The organism is Microbulbifer elongatus (assembly GCF_020524885.1).
GTDB lineage: Bacteria > Pseudomonadota > Gammaproteobacteria > Pseudomonadales > Cellvibrionaceae > Microbulbifer > Microbulbifer elongatus_A.
In genome coordinates, this window is record NZ_JAIVKJ010000002.1 from 922,929 (window position 1) to 946,270 (window position 23,342).

General features: G+C 57.8%; 20 protein-coding genes. 6 read left to right on the forward strand and 14 right to left on the reverse strand.

Annotated elements, in window-relative coordinates:
- Position 1 precedes the first annotated feature (1 nt).
- From LC059_RS11370 to xseB, 8 genes are all read right to left on the reverse strand, one after another.
- The gene (locus LC059_RS11370) at positions 2-406 is read right to left on the reverse strand and encodes a cation:proton antiporter subunit C (protein ID WP_226703970.1); all 405 of its coding nucleotides are present in this window, start codon (positions 404-406) and stop codon (positions 2-4) included.
- A 1-nt stretch (position 407) separates the two neighbouring features.
- Positions 408-1,481, reverse strand: coding sequence for a DUF4040 domain-containing protein (locus LC059_RS11375; RefSeq protein ID WP_226703971.1), 1,074 nt, complete (start codon positions 1,479-1,481; stop codon positions 408-410).
- A gap of 57 nt (positions 1,482-1,538) precedes the next feature.
- The gene (gene mnhG, locus LC059_RS11380) at positions 1,539-1,946 is read right to left on the reverse strand and encodes a monovalent cation/H(+) antiporter subunit G (protein ID WP_226703972.1); all 408 of its coding nucleotides are present in this window, start codon (positions 1,944-1,946) and stop codon (positions 1,539-1,541) included.
- Positions 1,939-2,217 carry a monovalent cation/H+ antiporter complex subunit F gene (locus LC059_RS11385; RefSeq protein ID WP_226703973.1) on the reverse strand — a complete coding sequence of 93 codons (279 nt, stop codon included), beginning with the start codon at positions 2,215-2,217 and terminating at the stop codon, positions 1,939-1,941. The genes mnhG and LC059_RS11385 overlap by 8 nt, the downstream gene beginning before the upstream one ends.
- The gene (locus LC059_RS11390) at positions 2,211-2,756 is read right to left on the reverse strand and encodes a Na+/H+ antiporter subunit E (RefSeq protein ID WP_226703974.1); all 546 of its coding nucleotides are present in this window, start codon (positions 2,754-2,756) and stop codon (positions 2,211-2,213) included. Before LC059_RS11390 ends, LC059_RS11385 begins: the two co-directional genes overlap by 7 nt.
- A gap of 83 nt (positions 2,757-2,839) precedes the next feature.
- Positions 2,840-3,289 (reverse strand): Rap1a/Tai family immunity protein, encoded by a 450-nt coding sequence (locus tag LC059_RS11395; RefSeq protein ID WP_226703975.1) that lies wholly within the window; start codon positions 3,287-3,289, stop codon positions 2,840-2,842.
- Positions 3,290-3,738: 449 nt separating this feature from the next.
- Entirely contained in the window at positions 3,739-4,641 is a 903-nt protein-coding gene (locus LC059_RS11400; protein WP_226704121.1) for a polyprenyl synthetase family protein, read from the reverse strand.
- 30 nt (positions 4,642-4,671) lie between these two features.
- Positions 4,672-4,929: an exodeoxyribonuclease VII small subunit gene (gene xseB, locus LC059_RS11405; RefSeq protein ID WP_226703976.1), complete on the reverse strand. Its 258-nt coding sequence runs from the start codon at positions 4,927-4,929 to the stop codon at positions 4,672-4,674.
- Between the two features lie 169 nt (positions 4,930-5,098).
- Between xseB and LC059_RS11410 the strand changes: the two genes are divergently transcribed.
- The 4 genes from LC059_RS11410 to LC059_RS11425 are packed head-to-tail and all read left to right on the forward strand — an operon-like array spanning position 5,099 to position 10,687.
- Entirely contained in the window at positions 5,099-7,216 is a 2,118-nt protein-coding gene (locus tag LC059_RS11410; RefSeq protein ID WP_226703977.1) for a TonB-dependent receptor, read from the forward strand.
- Between the two features lie 36 nt (positions 7,217-7,252).
- The gene (locus tag LC059_RS11415; RefSeq protein WP_226703978.1) at positions 7,253-8,773 is read left to right on the forward strand and encodes a PepSY domain-containing protein; all 1,521 of its coding nucleotides are present in this window, start codon (positions 7,253-7,255) and stop codon (positions 8,771-8,773) included.
- 55 nt (positions 8,774-8,828) lie between these two features.
- Complete coding sequence (locus tag LC059_RS18065) at positions 8,829-10,145, forward strand: sensor histidine kinase (RefSeq protein WP_226703979.1); 1,317 nt, start codon at positions 8,829-8,831, stop codon at positions 10,143-10,145.
- Positions 10,142-10,687: a response regulator gene (locus LC059_RS11425; protein ID WP_226703980.1), complete on the forward strand. Its 546-nt coding sequence runs from the start codon at positions 10,142-10,144 to the stop codon at positions 10,685-10,687. The genes LC059_RS18065 and LC059_RS11425 overlap by 4 nt, the downstream gene beginning before the upstream one ends.
- A gap of 72 nt (positions 10,688-10,759) precedes the next feature.
- Here the strand turns inward: LC059_RS11425 and LC059_RS11430 are convergent, their stop codons facing one another.
- Complete coding sequence (locus LC059_RS11430) at positions 10,760-12,226, reverse strand: PQQ-dependent sugar dehydrogenase (protein WP_226703981.1); 1,467 nt, start codon at positions 12,224-12,226, stop codon at positions 10,760-10,762.
- Between the two features lie 953 nt (positions 12,227-13,179).
- On the opposite strand from LC059_RS11430, the gene LC059_RS11435 reads away from it, so the two are divergent.
- The gene (locus LC059_RS11435) at positions 13,180-13,767 is read left to right on the forward strand and encodes an HNH endonuclease (protein WP_226703982.1); all 588 of its coding nucleotides are present in this window, start codon (positions 13,180-13,182) and stop codon (positions 13,765-13,767) included.
- Positions 13,768-13,828: 61 nt separating this feature from the next.
- Here LC059_RS11435 and LC059_RS11440 read toward each other — a convergent pair whose 3' ends face one another.
- The 5 genes from LC059_RS11440 to LC059_RS11460 form a co-directional block, all read right to left on the reverse strand.
- Positions 13,829-14,857, reverse strand: a complete 1,029-nt coding sequence (locus LC059_RS11440) for a D-alanine--D-alanine ligase (protein WP_226703983.1) — start codon at positions 14,855-14,857, stop codon at positions 13,829-13,831.
- Between the two features lie 39 nt (positions 14,858-14,896).
- On the reverse strand, positions 14,897-15,784 hold the full coding sequence (mepA, locus tag LC059_RS11445; protein WP_226703984.1) for a penicillin-insensitive murein endopeptidase: 888 nt from the start codon (positions 15,782-15,784) through the stop codon (positions 14,897-14,899).
- A 278-nt stretch (positions 15,785-16,062) separates the two neighbouring features.
- Positions 16,063-17,157, reverse strand: coding sequence for a histidinol-phosphate transaminase (gene hisC / locus LC059_RS11450; protein ID WP_226703985.1), 1,095 nt, complete (start codon positions 17,155-17,157; stop codon positions 16,063-16,065).
- Positions 17,158-17,257: 100 nt separating this feature from the next.
- Positions 17,258-18,298 (reverse strand): FHA domain-containing protein, encoded by a 1,041-nt coding sequence (locus LC059_RS11455; protein WP_226703986.1) that lies wholly within the window; start codon positions 18,296-18,298, stop codon positions 17,258-17,260.
- Positions 18,289-19,785: a S1C family serine protease gene (locus tag LC059_RS11460; protein ID WP_226703987.1), complete on the reverse strand. Its 1,497-nt coding sequence runs from the start codon at positions 19,783-19,785 to the stop codon at positions 18,289-18,291. The genes LC059_RS11455 and LC059_RS11460 overlap by 10 nt, the downstream gene beginning before the upstream one ends.
- A 2,505-nt stretch (positions 19,786-22,290) precedes the next feature.
- On the opposite strand from LC059_RS11460, the gene LC059_RS11465 reads away from it, so the two are divergent.
- Positions 22,291-22,629, forward strand: a complete 339-nt coding sequence (locus LC059_RS11465) for a hypothetical protein (protein WP_226703988.1) — start codon at positions 22,291-22,293, stop codon at positions 22,627-22,629.
- Positions 22,630-23,342 lie beyond the last annotated feature (713 nt).

Genomic DNA, 23,342 nt, shown 5'->3' on the forward strand with positions numbered 1-23,342 from the left:
TTTACTGCTCCTTACCGGCAGGGGATTGCGTCTGGGGCTGGGTAGCCGTGCGCTCCTGCAAATCTTCCGCAGCCTGAATGTCGCGCTCCTCAATGGAGCCGTAGGCGCGCTTGATACGAATAGTCAGTGCCAGCGCCAGGGCGGTGGTGGCGATTCCTACAACGATGGCGGTGAGAATCAATACATGGGGTAGCGGATTGGAGTAGAGGGTTTCGCCTTCGGTCAGAATCGGCGCGCCGCCGCCGTCCACCTTGCCCACGCTGATATAGAAGATAAAAACCGAGGTCTGGAAGATATTCAGGCCAATGATCTTTTTCACCAGGTTACCCTGGGCGATGACCATATACAGGCCGATCATCATCAGCGCGATGACGATCCAGTAATTGTAGTGCGATGCCAGTAACACCTTATCCGGCCCCCCCTTCTAAAGTTTTCAGTCCGCCACTGCCGTTATCCATCTCGGGATTGTTGTCAGGGGCAGCCGCAGGCAGCTCAACTTCCCGCTGCTGCAACTGTGCCGAGAACAGATAGAAAATCATGATCATGACCGAGGCCACGGTGATGCCGACGCCCAGTTCAATGACGATAATTCCGATATGCTGGCCGGCAATGGGGTCGCCCGCCAGAGCGCCGTAGTCAAGGAAGTTTTTACCGCTGACCATACTCACCACGCCGACGCAGCCGTAAACGAGAACACCAACCGCGGACAGCAGTTGCACAAGACCGTGACTTGCCACTTTACGCACGGCATCGAGTCCGAATGCCAGGCCGTACAGGATAAATCCGACTGCAAAAATGACGCCTGCCTGGAAGCCGCCGCCAGGGCCGTACTCACCGTGGAACTGTACATAGAGCGCGTACAGCATGATCGGGGCGATCAACACCTTGGCAACCACGCGCAACACTATGTCCCGAGACTGGGCACGCACGGTTGCTTGTGGATTGAGCTGAAAAGGTTGCGATGCATTGGCCATTAGCAGGGACAGAACACCGAGACCGGCGGTGAAAATCACTACCACTTCGCCAAACGTATCGAAACCGCGATAGCTGGCCAGCACGGAGGTGACAATATTGGGAATGCCGATTTCCGCCATCGACTGTTGAATATAGTGCGGTGCTACATGTATCTGTGCCGGCGCATTGGCGTCGCCAAAAAATGGCATATCAGCGGTGGCGGTTATCAATAGTGCGCCGACGGTTGCTACTAAAGCGATTGCCATCTTCGCGCGGTTGCGATCAGCGCGCTGGTATCTGCCACACAGGCCAAGGGTCAGCAGGATAAGTAGCGGAGAAACGCCGGCACCCACGGCCGCCTCTGTAAACGCGACATCCACCGCGCCCATGGTCATAAAGAATCCTGCGGAAAGTAACCCGTAAATACCCGCAAGCATGGCGGCGGCAAACAGGTCTTTTATCCAGGCAATGGAAATGGCGGTAACGAGCAATAACGCCAGTAGTGCGATATCCAGTAGAAGGTCCATCAGTTTCGCTCCCCGGCTAGTTCACTCTTTCTTCTCATGGCGACTGTTCCAGTCAGGTCAGGCACGGGTGCCATCTGTGATTTCTGCCTCGGTGCTTAATTCACTGTCCTGTGCGGTGGAGGATTGCGCCTGAAGAGCCTCATCCAGATTTTCCTCGGCGGATACCTGCGCTAGCCTCAGATCGCTCAGCTGTGCCGAACGTGCCAGCGCATGGCTTGCCGTGGGGCTGGTAAAGAAAATAAAAAGCATGATTAATGCCAGCTTGAACAATGCCAAGCTCCAACCCGCTGTCAGCATCAGCCCGCTGATGATCAGGAAGGTGGCAAGCGTGTCGGTGACTCCCGCCGCATGCATGCGCGAATAAAAATCGGGGAAGCGCAGCACGCCGACGGCACCAGTCAGCATAAAAAAACAACCCAGAAGCAGTAGCAGGCCGCTGGCGTAATGCAGTAGTAAATCAATCACGGGCAGCCTCCTGTTCTTTCACTTCGTTGCGGAATTCAAAATACCGGAGTACCCCAATCACGCTAACAAAATTGATCAGCGCATAAACCAGTGCGATATCCAGGAACTCGGGTTTACCGAAGGTGAAGCAGATCACCGCGATCAGCAGTACGGTTTTGGTGCCGAACATATTGACCGCGAGAATGCGGTCGTGAATGGTGGGGCCCAGTACGGCGCGTATTAGTGCGAGTGACATGACCACCAGCAGTGCGATCAGTGTTGCGTTCAGCATTGTTTATCCTGCCCTGCCGGTAGGTTTGAGGTGGTGTTTTTTTCGGTCAGTATAAAAATCCGCTGTTCCATCTCGCCCTGTTTGAGCTCTTCTAGCCCGTTGCAGGTAAGCGCGTGTACCAGTACCGAGTCACTGTCGATATCAATGGCTACGGTGCCGGGGGTCAGGGTAATAGAGTTGGCATAGAGTACTTTGCCGAGGTCGGAGCGCAGCGAGGTAGGGATGCGCTCACTGCAGGGTGAGATGGACGCGCTCTTGGTTTGGGAAAAGCTACCGGAAAACAGCCCATCCCAGACACACGCAGCGACTTCCAGATTGCTGGCGATAATTTTGCGCAGTAGCCAGATGTAATAGCCGGGGAGGGTGGTCCAAAGTTGCAAGGGCAGGGAGTCCTGGTCCACCACTTTCATTCGGCGGGCAATCAGAATAACGAACAGGATCGATGCCAATCCGAACGTGAGAATTAAAGGCGTGTAATGGCCAGAGTTGGTTAACCAGATAAAGGCGAGAACGGCGAAAAGACAAAAGGTGTAACGCATGAATGATCTACTACACAGTCTTGAAAAAACCTTTACGGACACTGCTGAGCAACAAGCGCAGCGGTGTAGGCCGTAGAGGAGTGCTAGTTGCGAACATCTTTACAGCGAAAGTGATTTTCAAATACCGCAAGCATGACAGAATCCGCCGTTGCGTCTTCGGCCAGGGGTTGTTCAACGCTTGCCACTTTCTCTATCAAGGTTTCCATGCTTTCGGATTCAGGCAGGCAGTAGCGACTGCTTAGCCTTTGTTCTGCATCATCGGAAAGACGGCTGGCACGGGTGCGAATGGCGCGGGTAACAAATGAAGAGGGGCGATCTTCTGCGGCAACAATATCTTTGCTTGCAGACAAGTAACCATAAATGAACGCTTGGCAGCTGGATGCACCAGTGCTTTGCTGATCCGATAGGTGGGCCTTGCAAGCCTCAACCAGCTTGGTTCCAGTCAGAGGCTCTGCCAGCACATCGTGACACTGGCTTGCGGTCAATATGGCAACGGCTGCAGGGGTAATAACTGCGCGCACGAATCGCTTCATACTCGACACCTTTTTTATAGGTTTTTTTTTATTCGTTCTTTCTTTATCCGCTATCTGGCCCTTTTTGCGGTGCTCTGTTCGACAGCTGTCTCGTCATTTTATTTTGTTGCGCATGTGAAATAGTCATGAAAATGCGCTCTATGCGGTAAATCTTGCAGAGTTTTAGGGCTACCGTCAATGTATTGCCCTAATGGCGGGAAAGTAGTCATTTATTGGTGAAAGCCGCCATGAAATGAAGGCGTGACGCGATACAGGTTAACTTTTTTCAGTTGTTGCGCAATATTACAGAAGGGATTGCCGAGTCGAGCGAGTCGCGGCAGTTGCAAAGTTGGAGACCGGGGAGGTCTCCGGGGCAATATTTATGGTTGGGGAGCCAACAGTGCAGTCCGGCCTGGTGCGGCGGTGCAGTTGGGAGCAGCTCGGAACCGGGGCGGAGATAAGAGGCTCAGTTAATGAGCTCGCTTGACGATATAGTCTGCGAGTTGCTGTAAAACCCGTGTATCTGTGGTTTCGGCACCGGCGGCCATCTCGTCGAGTGCGCGGCCGGCTTCCTCGTGCAGTTCCTTCGCCTTGGTACGGGCGCCTTCAAGCCCCAGCAGTGATACGTAGGTTGGCTTGTTGCGGGCCGCGTCTGCCCCCTGGGTCTTGCCCAGGGTTGCTGTGTCTGCAGTGACATCCAGGATATCGTCCTGGACCTGAAAGGCGAGGCCGACCGCCTCCGCATAGCGAGTTATGGCAGCCAGTTGTGTTTCATCTGCACCGCCGATCATGGCACCGATTCTGGCACTGGCGACGATCAGCGCGCCGGTTTTCAGGCGGTGCATTTCCTTCAGCTGTTCGAGGGTGAGGGTGTGATCCACCGCAGCCAGATCGATGGCCTGACCGGCGACCATGCCGCGCGCACCGGAGGCCCGGGCCAGCTCGCCAATTACCCGCACCTTGAGCTCTGCGGGCAGGGGCGAAGCGGACAGCAGCTCGAAGGCCTGGCACTGTAACGCATCCCCGGCGAGGATCGCGGTGGCCTCATTGAACTCGATATGACAAGTGGCGCGGCCGCGGCGCAGGTCGTCATCGTCCATTGCCGGCAGATCGTCGTGCACCAGCGAGTATGCGTGTACACACTCCAGCGCAGCGGCGGCTTCATGGCTCAGATTGATTGCGGCATCGCCACCCAGGGCGCGGGCGGCGGCGTACACCAGTGCCGGGCGCAGGCGCTTGCCCGGTCCCAGAGCGGCGTAATGCATTGCCGCAAACAGGGATACTGCGGCGGAATGGTCTGAGAGGGCGGCCTGGAGGGTCTGTTCAACCCGGTGGCCCGAGGTCTGCAGGAACGCTTTCAGCCCAGACGGCATGGCTGCAGCAGCGGTAGTGGAAGTGCTCACTTACTGCGCATCTCCGGCAAGGTCGTCCTCTGCATCGAACGGCAGTTCCTGGACTTGGCCGTTTTCCTCCATCAGCACCTTTACCTTTTGCTCGGCGCTGGCCAGCTTCTGCTGGCACTCGCGGGTGAGCTTCACCCCGCGTTCGAAATCGGACAGGGCCTCATCCAGCGGCAGATCGCCGCTTTCCAGGCGCTCTACCAGCTGTTCCAGTTCTTCCAGTGCGCTCTCGAATGTAGCGGTTTTCTTCTTGGCTGCCATGGGGGAAATCTCTGATGGGACTTGCAAGTGCGGGCAACCTTAGCGGCTGTGGATAAGGTGGTCAATGTCGCTCGGCTTTGCGACCGCCTGCGACAATATGGCGCACTTGCTCGCGCGGCTTTTTCGGTAGCATTTCTCCATCGATAAATATGCTCACAAGGAAGATGCTGTGTCTCGCTCTGCTGTCTTGTCTCTGCGCCCACTTGCCCTCATTGCCCTGTTTCCCGCTGGCCTCGCCGCCGACACCGGGAGCATTCCGGATAGTGCCCTTGAGCAGGTGATTGTCACCGCCACCCGCGAGGCCAAGACCCGCTCCGAACTGGCGGAATCCGTTGGCGTCATTAGCGAGCAGCAGTTGGAACACATCGCTCCCGCGCACCCGGCGGATGCACTCAATCGGGTGGCTGGAGTACATGTGAACAACCTGGGCGGGGAAGGTCATATGACCTCCATCCGCCAGCCGATCTCCACGGCCGGGGTGTACCTGTTTCTTGAGGATGGTATTCCCACCCGCCCCACCGGTTTCTTCAACCACAACGGCTTGTACGAAATCAACGTGCCACAGAGCGCGCAGCTGGAAGTCACCAAGGGTCCGGCATCGGCGCTGTATGGCAGTGATGCGATCGGCGGTGTGATCAATGCGGTAACCAAGGCGGCACCGGAGTCCGCCGAAGCCTCGATCAATGGCGAGCTGGGTGCCGATGGCTGGCAGCGTGCGCTCATCTCCGGTGGCAACAAATTGGGAGAACACAGCGCCTTCCGCCTGGATCTAAACAGCACTGCCAGTGAGGGCTTCCGCGAGGAAGCGGCGTACACTCGCACGTCAATGAGCGGCCGCCTGGATAGCCAGTTTGCCGCGGGCTGGGGCAGCAAGACGGTGCTGTCTTACTCCACCATCGACCAGAGCGGTGTTTCCGGCCTGGAAGAGGACGATTACCGCAACAATGTGGAAAAGAATCTTTACCACGGCGATATTGGCTACCGGGAAGTGGAAGCCCTGCGCTTGTCCTCCGAGTTGTCTTACACGCCAGGCGAAAACAGTCTGTTCACGGCTACCCCGTTCGTGCGTCACAACACCATGGCGATGATGCCCAGTTGGATGGTGACCTACGACCCGAATATCCGTGATACCGAGTTCAGCTCCTATGGCCTGCTGCTTAAATACCGCCGGGACTTTGACCGCGGTGAGGTGATCGTTGGTGTGGATGCGGACTACACCCCCTCGGAATACCGTGAGGAGCGTATTGAAGTCACCCGAGACGGCGAGACCTTCACGGACTATGCGCGCACCGGGGAGCTGACCTACCACTTTGATGCAGAGCAGACATCGGTCTCCCCCTATGTACACGCGGAGTTCACGCCCACCGCAAACTGGCTGTTGAGTGCGGGGCTGCGCTACGACGTGTTCGAAGTGAACTATGAGGATCAACTGGATACCCCCAACACCGATCCTTCCCACGTCCGCCCCGCTTCTCAGTCCCGCGACTACGACAACCTGAGCCCGAAACTGGGGGCGGTGTACAAGCTCAGCGAAAACCACCAGCTCTACGCCAGCTACCGCCACGCCTTCCGCGCGCCCACCGTGGGCACCTTGTTCCGCCCGGGCTCTTCTGACGGCACCACCGAGCTGGAGCCGGTGACCAGTGTCAGCCAGGAAATCGGCCTGCGCGGTATTGTGGGTGAGCGGGTGAACTACGAGGTGGCGATATATGACATGACCACCGAAAACGACATCGTTAGCTACATCGAAGGTAACGATCGCAAGACCACCAACGCCGGTGAGACCAGTCATCAGGGCGTGGAAGTTTCCGTGCAGGCCCCGGTGGGGCAGCAGTGGGAGCTGGGTGTTTCCTACGCGGCCATGCGCCAGCGATACGAGGACTTCTCTTATGTGTTCAGTCAGTTTGACCGCAACTGTTTTTGCATGGTTAGCGAAAACCTGAACTTCGCGGGTAACGATATCAGCCGCGCACCGGAATCCCTCGCCAACGTGACGCTGGCCTATTCCCCGGAGTGGTTGAGCGGACTGCGCATGGAGCTGGAGTGGTCGCACATGGGCGATTACTACACCGATGAGACCAACACTCAGAAGTATGCCGGCCACGAGCTGCTCAACCTGCGCGCCACCCACGACTTCGATGAAGATCTCTCCGTGTACGCACGCCTGTCGAATATCACCGACGAGCGCTACTCCACCTACACCTCCAACCAGGTGGGCGACGAAGACCTGAGTTACCGCCCGGGCCTGCCGCGGTCCCTGTTTGCTGGTGTGCGTTACCGTTTCTGAACATTCAAATAAAAACCGCAATCGGAAGAGAGCAGTATGAACCTGAAAAAGCAGTGGCTGGACTGGCACAGCAAACTCGGCTGGTGGGCGCTGGCGGGAATTCTGATTTGGGCCATCTCTGGTATCACCCATCCGATGATGGCCTGGTTTGGCCCTTCCGCAGCCAAGTTCTTCCCGCCCTCTGTGAGCCTCAAGGCCTCTGAATTGGGCAACCTGCCCGCGCTACTGGCAGATGGGGAAAAAGTCCGTGGGGCGCGGGTGGTCAAACTGGTGCCGAGTCTAGGTGCGCCGCTGCTGCAGGTCACGCATTCCGATGCGGATCCTCGCCGCTACTACCATCTCGACAGCGGTCGTGAAGTTATCGATGGCGATCTGCAGCAGGCCCGCTGGCTGGCGGCCTATTACAGCGGCCGCCCTGCAGAGGAGATTGCCGATATTCAGCTGCAGACCGGGTTCGATAATGCTTATCCCTCGGTCAATCGTCTGCTCCCGGTATACCGGATTCGGTTTGGGGGCGACGACGGTCTGACCCTGTTTATCCACACCGAAACCGCCGCCATGGCATCCATGACCGACAGCAGCAAAACCGTGATGCAGGGCGTGTTCCGCCAGCTGCACACCTTCGCCTGGCTGGATGATCTGGAATACGGTCGCCTGATCCTGATCGGCCTGCTGATGCTGACTCTGTTTGCTTTTGCCACGACTGGTATCGCGCTGGTATTTGCTCTGAAGCACAGGAAAATCAAAGACGGCAAGCGCCGCTACCATCGCCTGTTGGGTTATTTGCTGTGGCTGCCCCTGCTGGGTTGGTCCGCGAGCGGTTTCTACCATCTGCTGCAATCCTCCCTGATGGAGCCGGTGCAGGGGCTGCGCCTCGGCGAAGCCGGGGAGTATCGTAACCTGACGGCGGACTTCGGGTGGATAAATGCACTCGAAGGTCGCGCCGTCAACAGCTTGTCGCTAATCAGCGGAGCGAATGATGCACCGCTTTACCGGGTGGGGCTGGCACCGGCGGAGAGCGCCGCGCCGGGCAGTCGCAACCAGCGCTTCGACGGCCGTCCTTCTGAGGTGGGCTCGCTGTTTGTGGATGCCCGCAACGGGCAGGTACTTGCCGAATTTGATGATCGCGAACAGGCGAAGTTACTCGCTTCTCGGCTCGCGGGTATTCAGCCTGAGGATATCGCCGGCGTGAAGCTGATTACCCGCTATGGCCCAGGCTACGACTTCCGCAACAAGCGCCTGCCGGTATGGCAAGTGGATGTGGCAGATGCGGACAAGCGAATGCTGTTTGTTGACCCGGTCACCGGCGTGCTGGTGGACCAGTCCCGTGGAATCGAGCGCGCTGAGCGGCTGTCTTTCTCTCTTCTGCACAAGTGGAACCACCTGACGCCGTTCACCGGCCGGCAGGTGCGGGATTACTTGATTGTTGCCACGTTGCTGTTTCTGATTGCCAGCAGTGCCGTCGGCGGAGTGATGCTGGCGGGACGTCGCAAGAAGCGTGCACGTAAACCCGGTGAGGTGGATACTGGCCCAATCCCGGCCCCCGCGACACCATAGAGAGTACGATAGACAGTACGATACACAGCACAACGTTTCACCGAGTCGAAAGCCCGTGTCATCCTCAGTACCGCCGTTAGGCGGCGACAAGACCATCATCACTAACCTGCGGCGCCTCACCGCGCTGCGGGCCATTGCCCTGTCCGCTTATATTGGCGTCAGTCTGTGGCTGGCGGATTCCCTGAGCGGCGGCGCCCTGGCATTTGTGCTGCTGGGGGTGCTCACGACCCTGATCAGCGGGTGGCGTGCGCGCGGCAGCGTGCCGATAGGCCGCCTTGAGTTTTTTGGTCACCTGCTGATGGACTGGTTGTGGCTGCCGCCGCTATTGGCCTTCAGCGGTGGCGCGGCCAACCCGTTTGTAACCTATCTGCTGGTACCGCTCACGATCGCCGCCGCCACCCAGCCGCGTATCTATGCTTGGCTGATGGCGGCGGTCAGCATCGCCATCTACACCGGCCTGTTGGCCTTTTTCCCCGGGGTCGACAGTGGCCAGGGTGCTCATTCCGGTCATGGCGGTGGGCATGGCATGGGGCATACCGCTGACACCAGCACTGACTTTTATCAGCACCTGATCGGCATGTGGGCCACATTTGCCTTTTCTGCGTTACTGATCGCCGGGTTCGTCAACAGCATGGCGGAAACCCTGCGCAGCCGCGACCGCCACCTGCACCAGCTGCGCCAGGAACAGGCGCGGCGGGATCAGGTACTGTCCCTGGGCACACTTGCCGCGGGTACCGCCCACGAACTGGCGTCACCACTGCAAACCATCGGTCTGCTGGTGGAGGAACTGCAGGCTCAGCAAGGGGAGGCGTCGCTGGATATGCAGGAGGATCTGGCGTTGCTGCAACAACAGGTTGGCCTGTGCAAGCAAGCACTGGAGCAACTAAAAAGCCGCGCGCGGGATCCTGAGGGCAGTGACGAACCGCAGCCGGTTGCCAGATTCCTTGACCGCAGCCTGGAGCGCTGGCAACTGCTGCGGCCGGAGGCCCGTTTTGACCTGGCGCAGCAGGGGCCGCCGGATCTTGCTGCTCGCTTGCCGCTGACTTTGGAACAGACACTGATTAACGTACTGAACAATGCCCTCGACGCTTCGCTGGCAGCGGGCAATCGGGAGCCGGTGCAGATCAAAGCGGACTGGCGCAGCGATAAGTTGCGCGTGCAGGTCGTGGACAGTGGCCGCGGGCTTGGCAGCGCAGGTGAATCTGAGGGCTTCGGTATTGGGCTTATCCTGAGTGAGACGGCGCTGGCGCAACTCGGCGGCAGGCTCGTGCTAACGGCGCGGGAGAATCAGCTGGGTACTATCGCTACCATCGAGTTGCCGCTGGACGCATTAGAAAGCCCGCAAGCGGAAGGTGAGGGAGCATTATTGTGAGTAAGCGCCTGCTGATCGTCGATGACGAGCAGAGCACCCGGGATATGCTAGAGCGCGCCATGACGCGCCGGGGGTTTGATACCCGCGTGGCGGCCTCGGTGGACGATGCCCAGGGGCTGATCGCGCGCGAGAGATTCGACTGCGCGCTGCTGGACCTGAAGATTCGCCACGACAGCGGCCTGGAATTGATTGCCCCGCTGCGCGCTGCCAATCCGCGCGCGCGGATTATTCTGCTTACCGGCTATTCGAGTATTCCCACGGCGGTGGCGGCGATAAAACTGGGGGCGGACGACTATCTGTGCAAGCCTGCGGGCGGCGAGCAGTTGATTGCGGCGTTGGTCGGAGAGCAGGCTGGCGATACCGAAGAGACCGACCTTCCGGAGATCTCCAATGCGCCACTGTCGGTAAATCGGCTGGCGTGGGAGCATATCCAGCGAGTACTGGCCGAGCACGACGGCAATATCTCTGCCACTGCACGCGCCTTGGGTATGCACCGGCGCACACTGCAGCGCAAGTTGCAGAAGCGCCCCAAGGGGCAGTAATTCATTCGGGATCCTGTGGCGGTAGAGCACCTGTTGGCTGTTTTCAGAGGCACAGTGAACCCATCATCACCTTCAGGGCAAAAAATTCTCCAGCTGCCTTCCGCTGCCCTTTATTTCCCGCTCCATCAGAAAGTGTGCCAGCGCCCGCTTTTGGCTGTCGCTGAATCCATAGTTTGGCATCGGTGGGGTAGGGGTATCGAAGTAGTCCGCCAGCTGCTTCAGGGTGTATTTTCGGCTCAGGTCCTTGAACGGCAAGTTTTCGTGGCAGCGCACACAGTCGCGGCGCTCGTAAATCTGCGCGCCCTGGCGTGCGGCGCCGCCGTCGATGGCGAGGGGCTTTTTCGGAGCGCTGATCGGGGGGCGGTTGGTGACCGGGGCATCAACATTGTCCGAACCTTCCTCACCGGGCTGAACACGGTACACCGCACCCGCGTAATCGTCGGAAATATAAATGTTGCCGCGCACGTCCTCTGCGATGTCCACTGGGCGACCGTAAACCGTGGTTTTGTCTTCGCCAAGAAAGCCCCACATAAAGTCCTGTGAGCGAATACTGCCGTTCTCCTGCCAGTGCAGGGCTACTACCTTGTAACCATCCTTGATGTCTCGGTTCCAGGAGCCATGCAGCGCGACCAGCGCGGATTCCCGGTAACTGTCCGCCTGCTCGGGGCTTTTGAGGAAGTGAATACCCAGCGGTGCATTGTGGGCGCGAAATTCAAATACTGGTGGAATGGAGTTGGCAATCTTTTGCTGGGCCTCTCCCGGTGAGATTACGCCACTCTTTCCCTGGCCAAAATCCGGGTCGGGAATGCGGTCGCCATTGGCAAAAGGCCAGCCGTAAAAGCCGCCCTGTTCAACCCGGTTCAGCTCACACGGCGGAAAATCATTGCCGAGCCAGTCGCGGCCGTTGTCGGTGGCGTAGAGCGCACCATCTCTGGGGGACCAGTCAAACCCTACGCTGTTGCGCAGGCCGGTGGCGTAAATCTGGAAATGGCTGCCATCCGGGCGAAAACGCATGATCGTTGCACGCTGCGGGTCTTTTTCTATGCAGACATTGCAGGTAGAGCCGCTGGAAAGATACATCCAGCCATCGGGGCCCAAATCCAGTGTTTTCGTCCAGTGGTTTCCCGTATCGGCGAGTCCGGTAACGATTTTCTGGTAACGGCCGGCAATGCGTCCGTCGGAATGATCAAAGGGCACACGTCCTACGCCATTGCTTTCGGCGATGTACAGCCAGTCCTCAAACAGCGCCAGGCCATGCGGGCGTTGCAGGCCGTCGATCAAAACGCGCTGCCCGTCTGTTTTGCCATCACCGTTGCGGTCGGTCAGTAAAAGGCTGACCTGGCCGAGCTTGGGTTGAGAAACAAGCAAATCCCCGCTGCGGGTAACCGCCATAAAGCGTGCGTTGGGGATCTCGTCGCTAAATAAATACAGCCGGTATCCGGAAGCGACCTGTAGCTGTTGCTTTACGGTTTTCTCGTCTGTGCTGGCACCAATCAGTTGCCCCCATGGCACATTGACGCCGGGTACAAGCCCCGCCACTACTGCCCCAATGAGAAGAATTATGCCAATGGCAACAAAAGCCACCAGACGATAAAAAGTTGGCGTTTTTCTCGACTGAATTTCCACAATCGTCTTGATCTCGTAACAAAAGTAACTATAGTAAGTCGCGAAATATCGCACGGTAGTACCAGTTGCGATACGCGCCAAACGCTTCCTCAGTACCTACTCCAGTACCTATTCAGGTTTAATGTGACGCCCGTCACGCGCTTGTAAGACATCTCTTACAACAACTTCAGCACTTTCCCACTACCCGAATTTTCTCTTTCGACCATAATGTATTTGCAAGGACAGAGAACGGATTGCAACGGCGGCAAGGACAGGTCACCAAGGATTGGAGACCGCGCTGCCAGCCCGAAAGGATTTGGGCACCATCCTGTGAGACGCACCGCTTGGGCTGGATTGCCTGAGCGGTGTTTTACGTTTTGGGGTGGCAAAAATTTGTTCGATAGAACGTTATGAGGTAGAAAAACGTAGTGACGTGATTTTTCTACTTGCCCCCTCCTGTGTATACAAGCCGCTTTCCCTGCTGCCATTTTTTGCCTCGATCTACTCTCTTTCGCTGTTATTTTCACTTTTTCTGTTGCGCTGGACAAAATATCTGGACGCGATGTGGAAACTATCATGAAAAGTATCTGGAAATCGTAACAAACCTCCGCTTTAATCAGGACAGGACGGTCCAACACTGTGACCGCGGAGGATGACGCATTCAGTAACTTAGTACTCTTGCTACTGCTGACGCAACCACCTTTTCTCCATTGGTGGTCAAGCCTCCATCGCCTCCAAATTTCGCTGCTTTCCTCCAGCTTTACGTTTTTCCCCGATTTCGCTCAACGCATTCCCGATATTTCTTTACCAATTTTTCCTCAAAGCCTCGTCGGCCATCCCGCGGGGCTTTTTGCTTTTCGTCGTTCGCAATACCCGGAGGTGGACTCGTGCAAGCGCAAATCCTGAGGTTGAATCTCGCCGGACAACCCCTGGAGTGGTTGAGCTGGGAAGAGGCGGCCTGTCTCTATGTGCGAGAACTGGTGACCTGGACAATGGGCGGTGTGGTGCAGACAGTTCACGGCGGTATTAACCGCCAGGGCGAGCGCTCGAGGCTGGACCTGTCTGCGATCATTGCGTGCGGCGGCGACCGTATGGCACGCCCGCGCACCCGGCCTCCGCTCAACAATCGCGCACTGTTTGCGCGGGACGAGCACACCTGTCTCTACTGCGGCAGCTGGTTTCCCATTCGCGAGCTGACCCGGGACCACGTGCACCCGGTTTCGAAGGGCGGCAAGGATGTGTGGGAAAACGTCGTTACCGCCTGCCGCCGTTGCAACCAGCACAAGGGTAACCGGCTGCTGGAGAACATCGAAATGGACCTGCTGGCTCTGCCATTTGCACCCAACGCGGCGGAATACCTCGCGCTCACCAATAGCGCGCGGATTCGCGGGGATCAGATGGAATTCTTGCGCGGACAGTTTTCGCGCAAACGGCAGGAGGGTTGGCTTTCCGAGTCAATGCAACAAGCGAGTTAGCGTTGGATGAAAATTTCCCAGAAGTTGATGAGAAGGTGGCGATACCGCCACTGAAAGTAATTCAAGTAACGGCTGCTCGAACTAGCGCACTGAGATAAGCACAAAAATAATGCCCCTGATTTTGCAGCATTTTGGGGAACATGGAGATTGGGGTCATACCGGGGAAGGTGTTGACCTCGTTGAGGTAGATCTCCCCGTCATCGGTGAGGAAAAAGTCGATACGCGACAGGTCTTTCAGCTGCAGGCCCACGAACGCTCTTTTTGACGCCTCTGCAATCCACCCCAGCTGCGCATCAGACAATCCCTCGGCAACCACATGGGTCTGCGCGCGGCTGCCTTCTGCGTATTTTTCCTCGTAGCTATAAAACGTATCCGTTGGCGCACAGACCTCACCGGGCGGTGTCACCACCAGCTCACCCGCATAGGAGTAAGCCGCTACTTCGAGCTCACGGACATTCAGGCACTTCTCTACCAGCACATAGGAAGACAGCGCAAACGCCTCCTGCAACGCCTGCTCCAGCTCCTCCTCAGAGGTTACCTTGTAGCAACCCACGGATGAGCCCTGGTTAGAAGCTTTGACAAACAGTGTGTCCCAGCGGGCTAGCGCATCCCGCGCCTTGGCGATCTCTTCTTCGGTATTGGCGCACAGGAACTGATAGGGCGTATTGTCGATGCCCAGTGCGGTCAGCCACAGCTTGGTGGTGATCTTGTTGAAGCAGATCTTGCTCGCCTCCGGGCCACAGCCGTAATAGGGCAGGCCCAGAATTTCCAGCTGTGACTGCAGGTCGCCAGTTTCTCCGGGGTAACCGTGAATCGCCGGGATTACGTAATCCACCGGCTGTGCGCTGCCTGTGGCACTGTACAGCAGCTTGTCGGAACGCAGCTCCTGCACCATTCCCTGTTCGTCCAGCAGGCGACCGTCGGCGTCCATGGTGACACGGGTGAGTCTAATGTCCCCTGCGCCCGCCAGTTCCCGTTGGATAAAATCCGCGGTGCGGAGGGATACATCGTGCTCGCTGCCGCCACCGCCGCAAATCAGCAGAACATTGATCGTCTCTTGGTGGGTAGGGTTTGGGGCCTTGTTACTCATCGGGCTCTCATCAATTTCTTTAAATTAGATACTGCCGGGCTATTGTGATGCTGCCGCAGGCGCTGCCAGTACCTGCGCGCACTGGGCGGGCATCACCGGCTTCTTGGGCGGCTCTTCTGGCTCAGTCGGCTTTGGCTTGTTCAGGATGGCGTAAAACTCGTCGCTAAACCACCAATCGAGACCACCGCCGCAGGGTTCCCCGCGCACCTTTCCCTGGGGCTTGCAGTTTTTATCTTCCGGCGGACAGTTTAGACGCACATGAAAGTGATAGTTGTGTCCAAACCAGGGGCGCACCTTGCGCAGCCATTCGTTGTCCTTGCCTGCAATATCGCACATTTTGCGCTTGATGGTGGGGTGCACGAAGATGCGCGCGACGCGCGGATCTTCGGAGGCGATACGCAGGATACCGGGAATGCGCGGGTCCCAGTTTTCTTCAAGCAACACATGCTTGCGTACGTCCGCCATGGGAATAGCGGAAATATTGTCCCGCTCCCAGGCGCTCAGTGGGCGCTCGGCCGCACGCTTGTCCTGGGAAAGCCAGATATCCGCATCCAGTCCCTGCTGGTGGCTCATGTGGCCACTGCTGAAGGGCCCGCCGCGAGCCATGGACATATCGCCGATCTGCAGCCTGCCGAGGTTGTTCTTGTTCACGGCGCCGGCAAAGTCTTTGAGAAACTCCACCAGGTAAGGGTTGCCGTAGTGCCGGTCGCGCCCGGTGCGCACCAGCTGAAACCCTTCCCCGCGTAGCGGCATCTTCTCTGCGCCACTCAGGCAGCCATTACTGTATCCGCCGATGCTTTGCGGCAGTTGGTTAGAAGGTTTCTTGACGGCTTCCCAGGGGTTGTCCTCGCTTGCGACGGTGGCGGCGCAGAGGGTAGTTAACAGGGCGAGGAAAGATAGGACGCGGGTACGAGTGCGAGGTGACATGGTTACGGCTTTAGCGACGGTTACGAGATTAGTGCCCGGGAAATTATAGAGGTTCCCTACAAGACTTCTGTGGAAGCCTCCGCTTTCGTGGGATTACGCTGTTTGCAAGTTTTTTGGGCGGCTCTGCTACCGGCAAACCCTTCGCGAGACACGAGCTAGGCGCCCCCCCTTAACCCATCCATGGGGGCTCGGCTGCGGCCGTCCTGGCCGCAGACGGTCTCGCGAAGGGTTTTCCGGCATCAGAGCCTTCGCATCAGACTATTGGTGAGCCGCGAGACTTAGAGTATTTCTCGGCACGCAGCTACCAACGCATGCATCTCTTCATCCGTACCAATGCTGATACGCAAGTACTCACTAATCCGCGGTTTGTTGAAGTAGCGGACAATGATGTTGCGGTCGCGCAGCGCCTTGAACAGTTCTTCGGCGGAAACCTTGGGTGGCCTGGCGAAGATAAAGTTGGCGGTGGAGGGGACGATATCGAAGCCCATTTCGCTCAGGGCGGAAACCGTGTACTCGCGGGTGGCAATAACCTTGGCGCAGTTATCGGCGAGCCACGCGCGGTCGGCAATTGCGGCCGTCGCCACTTTCTGCGCGATACCATCGATGGGGTAGGAGTTGAAGGAGTTCTTCGCCCGGTTCAGGGCCTCGATCAGGTGCGCCTGGCCCATGGCATAGCCGAGACGCAGGCCGGCGAGCGCGTGGGATTTGGACAGGGTGTGGATTACCAGCAGGTTGGGATAGCGATCGATCAGCGCGATGGCGCTGTCGCCGCCAAAGTCGATATACGCCTCGTCGATCACCACCACCCGCTCGGGGTGCATCTGCAACAGCTTTTCGATTTCTGCCAGCGGCAGGTAGCGCCCGGTCGGCGCGTTGGGGTTCGGCAGGATTACGCCGCCGGCGCCGTCGATGGCGTAGTCCTCCACGGCGATGGAGAAGTCATCCCGCAGCGGCAGGGTGCGCGCTTCTATCTCGTAGAACTGGCAGTACACCGGGTAAAAGCTGTAGGTGATGTCCGGGTACAGCAGCGGCTCGGGGCGCTTGAAGAAGCTGTAAAACGCGTGTGCCAGCACCTCGTCGGAGCCGTTGCCCACAAACACCTGTTCCGGCTTCAGGGAATACGCATCGGCGATGGTTTCACGCAGTTCCGTGGATTCCGGATCCGGGTATAGCCGCAGGTGGCTCGCCAGGCCTGCTTCGCCCAATACGGCCTGGGCCTTGGGGGAGGGCGGATAGGGGCTCTCGTTGGTATTGAGTTTGATCAGGCGCGCAGTGGTCTTGGGCTGCTCGCCGGGCACGTAGGGCTGGAGCTGCGCTACTGCGGGGCTCCAGAACGGGTTGTCTTGGGGCTGATCACTCGTTTGATCGCTCATGCTGTCACTCCTTGGCTGGGCTCTGGGGGTGGGTACTGACTATTCGTACTGGGGCCCAGCGGGTGGAGATTTTAAGCGCTGTGGGCGCAGACTTCGACGTCTATTCGCCCTGAGTGTCAAGATCGCTGTCGGCAGCCGATTTTCTTGCCCGTTTGCCACTCTTGTCTTTGCTTTCCTCGATGGCGATATCGAACAGTGCCGGGGTGCTGGCGAGAAATTCATCCAGAGGCTCCGGCTTTCGCCACAGGAAGTCTTTCGACTTCAACTCCTTGGAGACTTCCGGCTCGCCACTGAATTCGCCCATCCTGCCAATTTCCACCGCAGCGACAAAGCCGAGGAAGCTCCAGGGCAGCAGGATCGAAGCCACCAGTCGCCAGTGCGGGGCGATATTGAGTGCCAGGTAAGCGGCGCACCACAGCATTACCGGAATTAAAATCGCCAGCACCAGAATGTTCAGCAGCGGCATTACCTGATGCATGGAGAAATTGAAGTTCAGCAGGGTGCCGAACCACTGCCAGGCGGCATAAATCAGCGCCGCAGTGGCGGCGATAGAGAGGTGCGCGAGAAAATGCGACTCGTGTTTCACCACCTTGCCGATAAACGCCCAGGCGGCGGCGTAGATCAGCAGGCCGATCACTGCGTCAGTGAGCACTTCCACCACACTGGTCCACTCGAATCTGCCGGTGCTGCCGAGGTAGGCCATCCACAGGCTGAGCCCGGCCACCAGCGCGCACAGCAAGACGGCCACAAGCGGCGTTGCCAGGCGGTCGAACACGGTTTCCGCAGAGTGCAGTGGAATCGCCGCGGGTACACTCATGTCGGTGTCGATAAAGCGCAGGCGGCTCTTACCAATCTGCACTTCGTCACCACTTTCGATCAGGTGCTCGCGGATATTGGTGGGCTTAACCGACTTGTCGCGAAAATTGCGCATCAGGCGCATGCCATTGAGGCTGTCCAGGTCGCGCAGGACATAGCAGCCATCCTCATCGCGCACGACTTCTGCGTGCACCGCATCCACGTGTGGATCTTCCACCATCACCGCGTTGTCGTAACAGCGGCCGATAGTGGCGCGCTCACCGTCCATGCGGTGGCGGGCGCCCACCCGGTGGGCACGATTGATTTCTTCGATAATCAGTGCCATTGGATTTCGCTCGCAAACTTCTCGGTAAAGGCGGTGGCGGATTCCTTGGTGAAGCCCGACAAGGTGAAGTGGCTCACCAGGGCGCGGTTGTCCTGGTCCACGGTGAGGCTGACGTAAAACACATCGTACAGCTCCGGGAAATCCTTGTAGCGGCGCACGCAATAGGAGGTGCGGGCAATGACCGGCTCACGATTGCCGTTGGCCTTGGGTGGCTTCTGCTCGTCGGCAGGCTCAGACTGCTTGTCAGTATCGCCGTTGCCATTTTCATCGCCGCTTCCATCGCCGTTTCCATCACCGTTTCGAGGATGGCTGGTGAACCGCTGCTTGCAATTGAAATCGGTGACATCGTCCTCACCGGCGCTGTTGCCCGGGAAGAAGCCGCTCATATTCTCCTCGTAGGCGGCATAGAAGCGCGACGAGCGCAGGTCTTCTTCCCCTTCCAGCCAGAAGAATTCGTACTCCACTCGCCCGGTATCAAACTCTTCCGACAGGTACACCACATCCTGCCCGGTGCAGCCCTTCGCTACCTGCTTGATAGGCTCATCGTCATCTTCGGTGGTATTACCCCAGCACTGGATGGATGGGACTATCTCGCCGACCACCATGGCCTCTCCCAGCGGGCGCAGCTGCCAGTCTGCCTTTAGTACCTCGTCAATAATACGCTGCTGGTTCTTGTGTAGCTGGCGATTGATAACAGGCTGCAGCTCCAGCGCGCCATTCTCGGCGCTTGAATCTTTCTTGTAGTCCAGCAGTAGCGCCACCAGTTTGTTTACCGGCACCAGGAAGCTGATTTGGTTGCCCGCAGTGGCCACATTGATACCCACCACCTCGCCGCGGCGGTTGATTACCGGGCCACCACTCATGCCGGGGTTGATGGAGCCCGAAAAATGAATGCGGTCGTAAAAACTGCCGCTGGCGATACCGTTGTAGGTGCCGGGCACAATGGTCATGCCGAGGTCGAGGGGGTTGCCCATGGAGACAATGGTCTCCCCCTTGCTCGGAGATGTTGATGCCAGACGCAGGTAATCACTACCGGGCTCGCCTTTTTGGCGCAGGATCGCGAGGTCGTTGATCACGTCCACGTCCAGCAGCTCCAGATCGCCTTCTTTACCGTCTACGGAAAGATATTTCAGTGCGAATTTTTCCGGGTCGTGCACCGCCTGCGACACCACATGGTAATTGGTGGCAATCAGGCCATCGGTGGAAATCTGGAAACCGGAGCCCAGTCCCGACTTGGAATTGGACGACAGCTCGATCAGGCGGATCTGATACAGGCTCCCGCGGTAATCGCTGTACAGCTGCTCGTAACTCTGGGACAGGGCGACGCTGGCGCAGCTCAACAACAGCAGGGCGATCAGGCCCGTAAAAGGTTTCAACATCGTGTAGTTGGCACTGATTAATTTGTGGGCGAAATGACGCTCGATGTTACGGGATACCCACTGACGCAACAATAGGCGTAACGATAGGTGCAACAACAGGCGCAACACGCGCGGGCACTCCGACAATAATAGAAAGCCCGGTGGTTAAGTGTAGTGAATCTCGACGCCTGCGTTCGCAGGAACCGGCACTCAATCCCTCCCGTGTAATCGCGTGTAATGGCGTGTGATCGACCTGTAATGACGAAATCCGTAAATTGCACTTCAAGGTTGAAGGGGACGCGATGCCCGGCCATCACAGGAGCCGCGGTAAGGTGGATTGCAGACACCCCGGTACCGGTGACCATCACGGAAGGTGGAACAAGGAAAGCGACGGAACTGCTTTCCGCACCGGATCGGTACCGCGACTCTCAGCCAACTAGCCAATGGATTGGCAGCCGCGATTTTCCACAGTAGCCCTTTGGGGCTAAATACGGAAAAGCGCGGCAACTCAGGAAGACTTCGGCGCAAGCTGAACCGTCAGGCCGGCCCGGTAACCACAGAGCCTAGGAAGCCGGGATTGTGGAAGGGCCTGACAGAGGCACGGATGCCTCATTTCGCTCTTGATAGTGTTGTTGTAACCGTAGATGGCTGGGACCATCTGATTATCACCGGCAGTAAGCTTGCTTACTGCCGGTTTTTTTTGCCTCCATTTCCCTCTCCCCCATTAGTTCGCCGCCCACTTCGTGTGCCTGCGCAACAGAACAGAGCCGCGTAGCGGCTCTGTTCTTACATCGTTTATTGCGGCTCGATCTTGGCGTCTGGCCCGGCGTGGATATCGGTCTGGTTCTGCATGGTGCATCTCCCTTTTGTGGTTGAGGTTGAAAACGGGCCGCGCTTTGGGTGATTTGCACTTAAGGTTGCGGCCCGGGTTTTGCCGGCCGGTTTATTGCGGCTCGAGTTCGGCTTCCGGCCCTGCGTGGATATCGGTCTGGTTCTGCATGGTGCATCTCCTTTCTTGTAGTTGAGATTAAAAACGGGCCGCGCTTTGGGCGGTTGGCACGCAATGGTGTGGCCCGGGTTTTGCTGGCCGGTTTATTCCGGCTCGAGCTGGGCGTTTGGCCCGGCGTGGATATCGGTCTGGTTCTACATGGTGCATCTCCTTACTTGTAGTTGAGATTAAAAGCCGGCCGCGCTTTGGGTGGCTTGCACGCAATTGCGCGGCCCGGGTTTTGCTGGCCGGTTTATAGCGGGTCGATCTGGGCGGTTGGCCCTGCCTGGATATCGGTCTGGTTCTGCATGGTGCATCTCCTTTCTTGTAGTTGAGATTAAAAACGGGCCGCACTTTGGGTGGCTTGCACGCAATAGCGCGGCCCGGGTTTTGCTGGCCGGTTTATAGCGGCTCGACTTGTGCATCCGGCCCGGCTTTGACATCGGTCTGGTTCTGCATGGTGCATCTCCTTTTTGTGGTTGAGTCCAAAAGCGGGCCGCGCTGTGGGTGGCTTGCACTCAATGGCGCGGCCCGGGTTGTGCTGGCCGGTTTATAGAGGATCGACTTGTGCATCCGGCCCGGCTTTGATATCGGTCTGGTTCTGCATGGTGCATCTCCTTTTTGTGCTTGAGATTAAAAACGGGCCGCGCTTTGGGTGGTTTGCACGCAATGGCGCGGCCCCGGTTTTGCTGGCCGGTTTATATCGGCTCGTACTCGGCGTCTGGCCCGGCGTGGATATCGGTCTGGTTCTGCATGGTGCATCTCCTTTCTGTGGCTGAGGTTGAAAACGGGCCGCGCTTTGGGTGGCTTGCACGCAATGGCGCGGCCCGGGGTTTTACTGGCCGGTTTATTCCGGCTCGATCCTGGCGTTTGGCCCGGCGTGGATGTCGGTCTGGTTCTGCATGGTGCATCTCCTTTTTGTGGTTAAAGTTGAAAACGGGCCGTGCATTGGTGATTTGCACGCAATGGCGTGGCCCGGGTTGCGCTGGCCGGTTTATAGCGGTTCGACTTCGGCTTCCGGCCCGGCTTTGATATCGGTCTGGTTCTGCATGGTGCATCTCCTGGTGGTTGAGGCTGCTATCTCGGAATTACCGCTATTCTTGGCCCGGTCTGGATATCGGTCTGATTCTGCATGGTGCATCTCCTCTCTGTAGTTACGATTGAAATCGGGCCGCGCTGTGGGTGGTGTGCACGCAATGGCGCGGCCCGGGTTTTGCTGGCCGGTTTATTCCGGACGGATGATTACCATTGGCCCGGCCTGGATATCGGTCTGCTGTTGCATGGGATTGCTCCTGTTGGTGTGGATGAAAAACTGGCGGCATGGTGCCCGCCAGCGGTTGGCGCATGCCTAGTTATTGCGGTTCAACGATCACTCTTGGCCCGGCTTGGGTGTCTTTTTGGCTCTGCATTGCCTAACTCCTCGTTCTCAAATTTTGGAAAGGCTGTTAGTTGGCTTCACTTTCCTAGTAAATAAATCGGATTAATCCGGAATAATGATTATGCGCGGCCCGGCCTGGATATCGGTCTGCTGTTGCATGGGATTGCTCCTTATTGGTTGAAGGTAAAAAGCTGGCGGCATGGTGCCCGCCAGTGGCTGGTGAATACCGGGTTATAGCGGCTCGATCTGGGCTTGTGGCCCGGCGTGGATGTCGGTCTGGTTCTGCATGGTGCATCTCCTTTTTGTGGTTGAGTCTAAAAGCGGGCCGCGCTTTGGGTGGTTGGCACGCAATGGCGCGGCCCGGCTTTTGCCGGCCGGTTTATTCCGGCTCGAATCGGGCGTCTGGCCCGGCGTGGATATCGGTCTGGTTCTGCATTACGCATCTCCTTTTTTGGTTACAATTAAAAACGGGCCGCGCTCTGGGTGGTTTGTACGCAATGGTTCGGCCCGGGTTTTGCTGGCCGGTTTACAGTGGCTCGTACTGGGCTTCTGGGCCGGCGTGGATATCGGTCTGGTTTTGCATGGTGCATCTCGCTTTTGTGGTTGAGGTTGAAAACGAGCCGCGCTTTGGGTGATTTGCACTTAAGGCCGCGGCCCGGGTTTTGCCGGCCGGTTTATAGCGGGTCGTACTCTGCATCCGGCCCGGCTTTGACATCAGTTTGGGTCTGCATGATGTGTCTCCTTGGGTGGTTGTTGATGGGAAGTAAGAAATAAGTACACACCCATTGAGTGAGCTTGGTAGTTGGCACGGATTTCAATCTAAGGGTGTCCACTTCTCTTCCTCACTTCTCTTCCTATCTTTTCGATGTTTATCGAGGATCGGTTCGTATCATTGGCCCGGCTTGGATATCGGTCTGCGTCTGCATGATGTATCTCCTCTCTGTAGTTACGATTGAAATCGGACCGCGCTTTGGGCGGTTGGCACGCAATGGCGCGGCCCGGGCTGTGCTGGCCGGTTTATAGCGGCTCGAGCTGGGCGTCTGGCCCGGCGTGGATATCGGTCTGGTTCTGCATGGTGCATCTCCCTTTTGTGGGTGAGTTGAAAACGGGCCGCACTTTGGGTGGCTTGCACTCAGTGGCGCGGCCCGGGTTTTGCTGGCCGGTTTATTGCGGCTCGAGCCTGGCGTTAGGCCCGGCGTGGATATCGGTCTGGTTCTGCATGGTGCATCTCCTTTTTTGTGTTGAGAAAATTCCGGCATAAACCGGAGGGAGAATACGCAACAAACTGCCTGCGTATTTCAGCGGCCCGCGCGCGGGCGC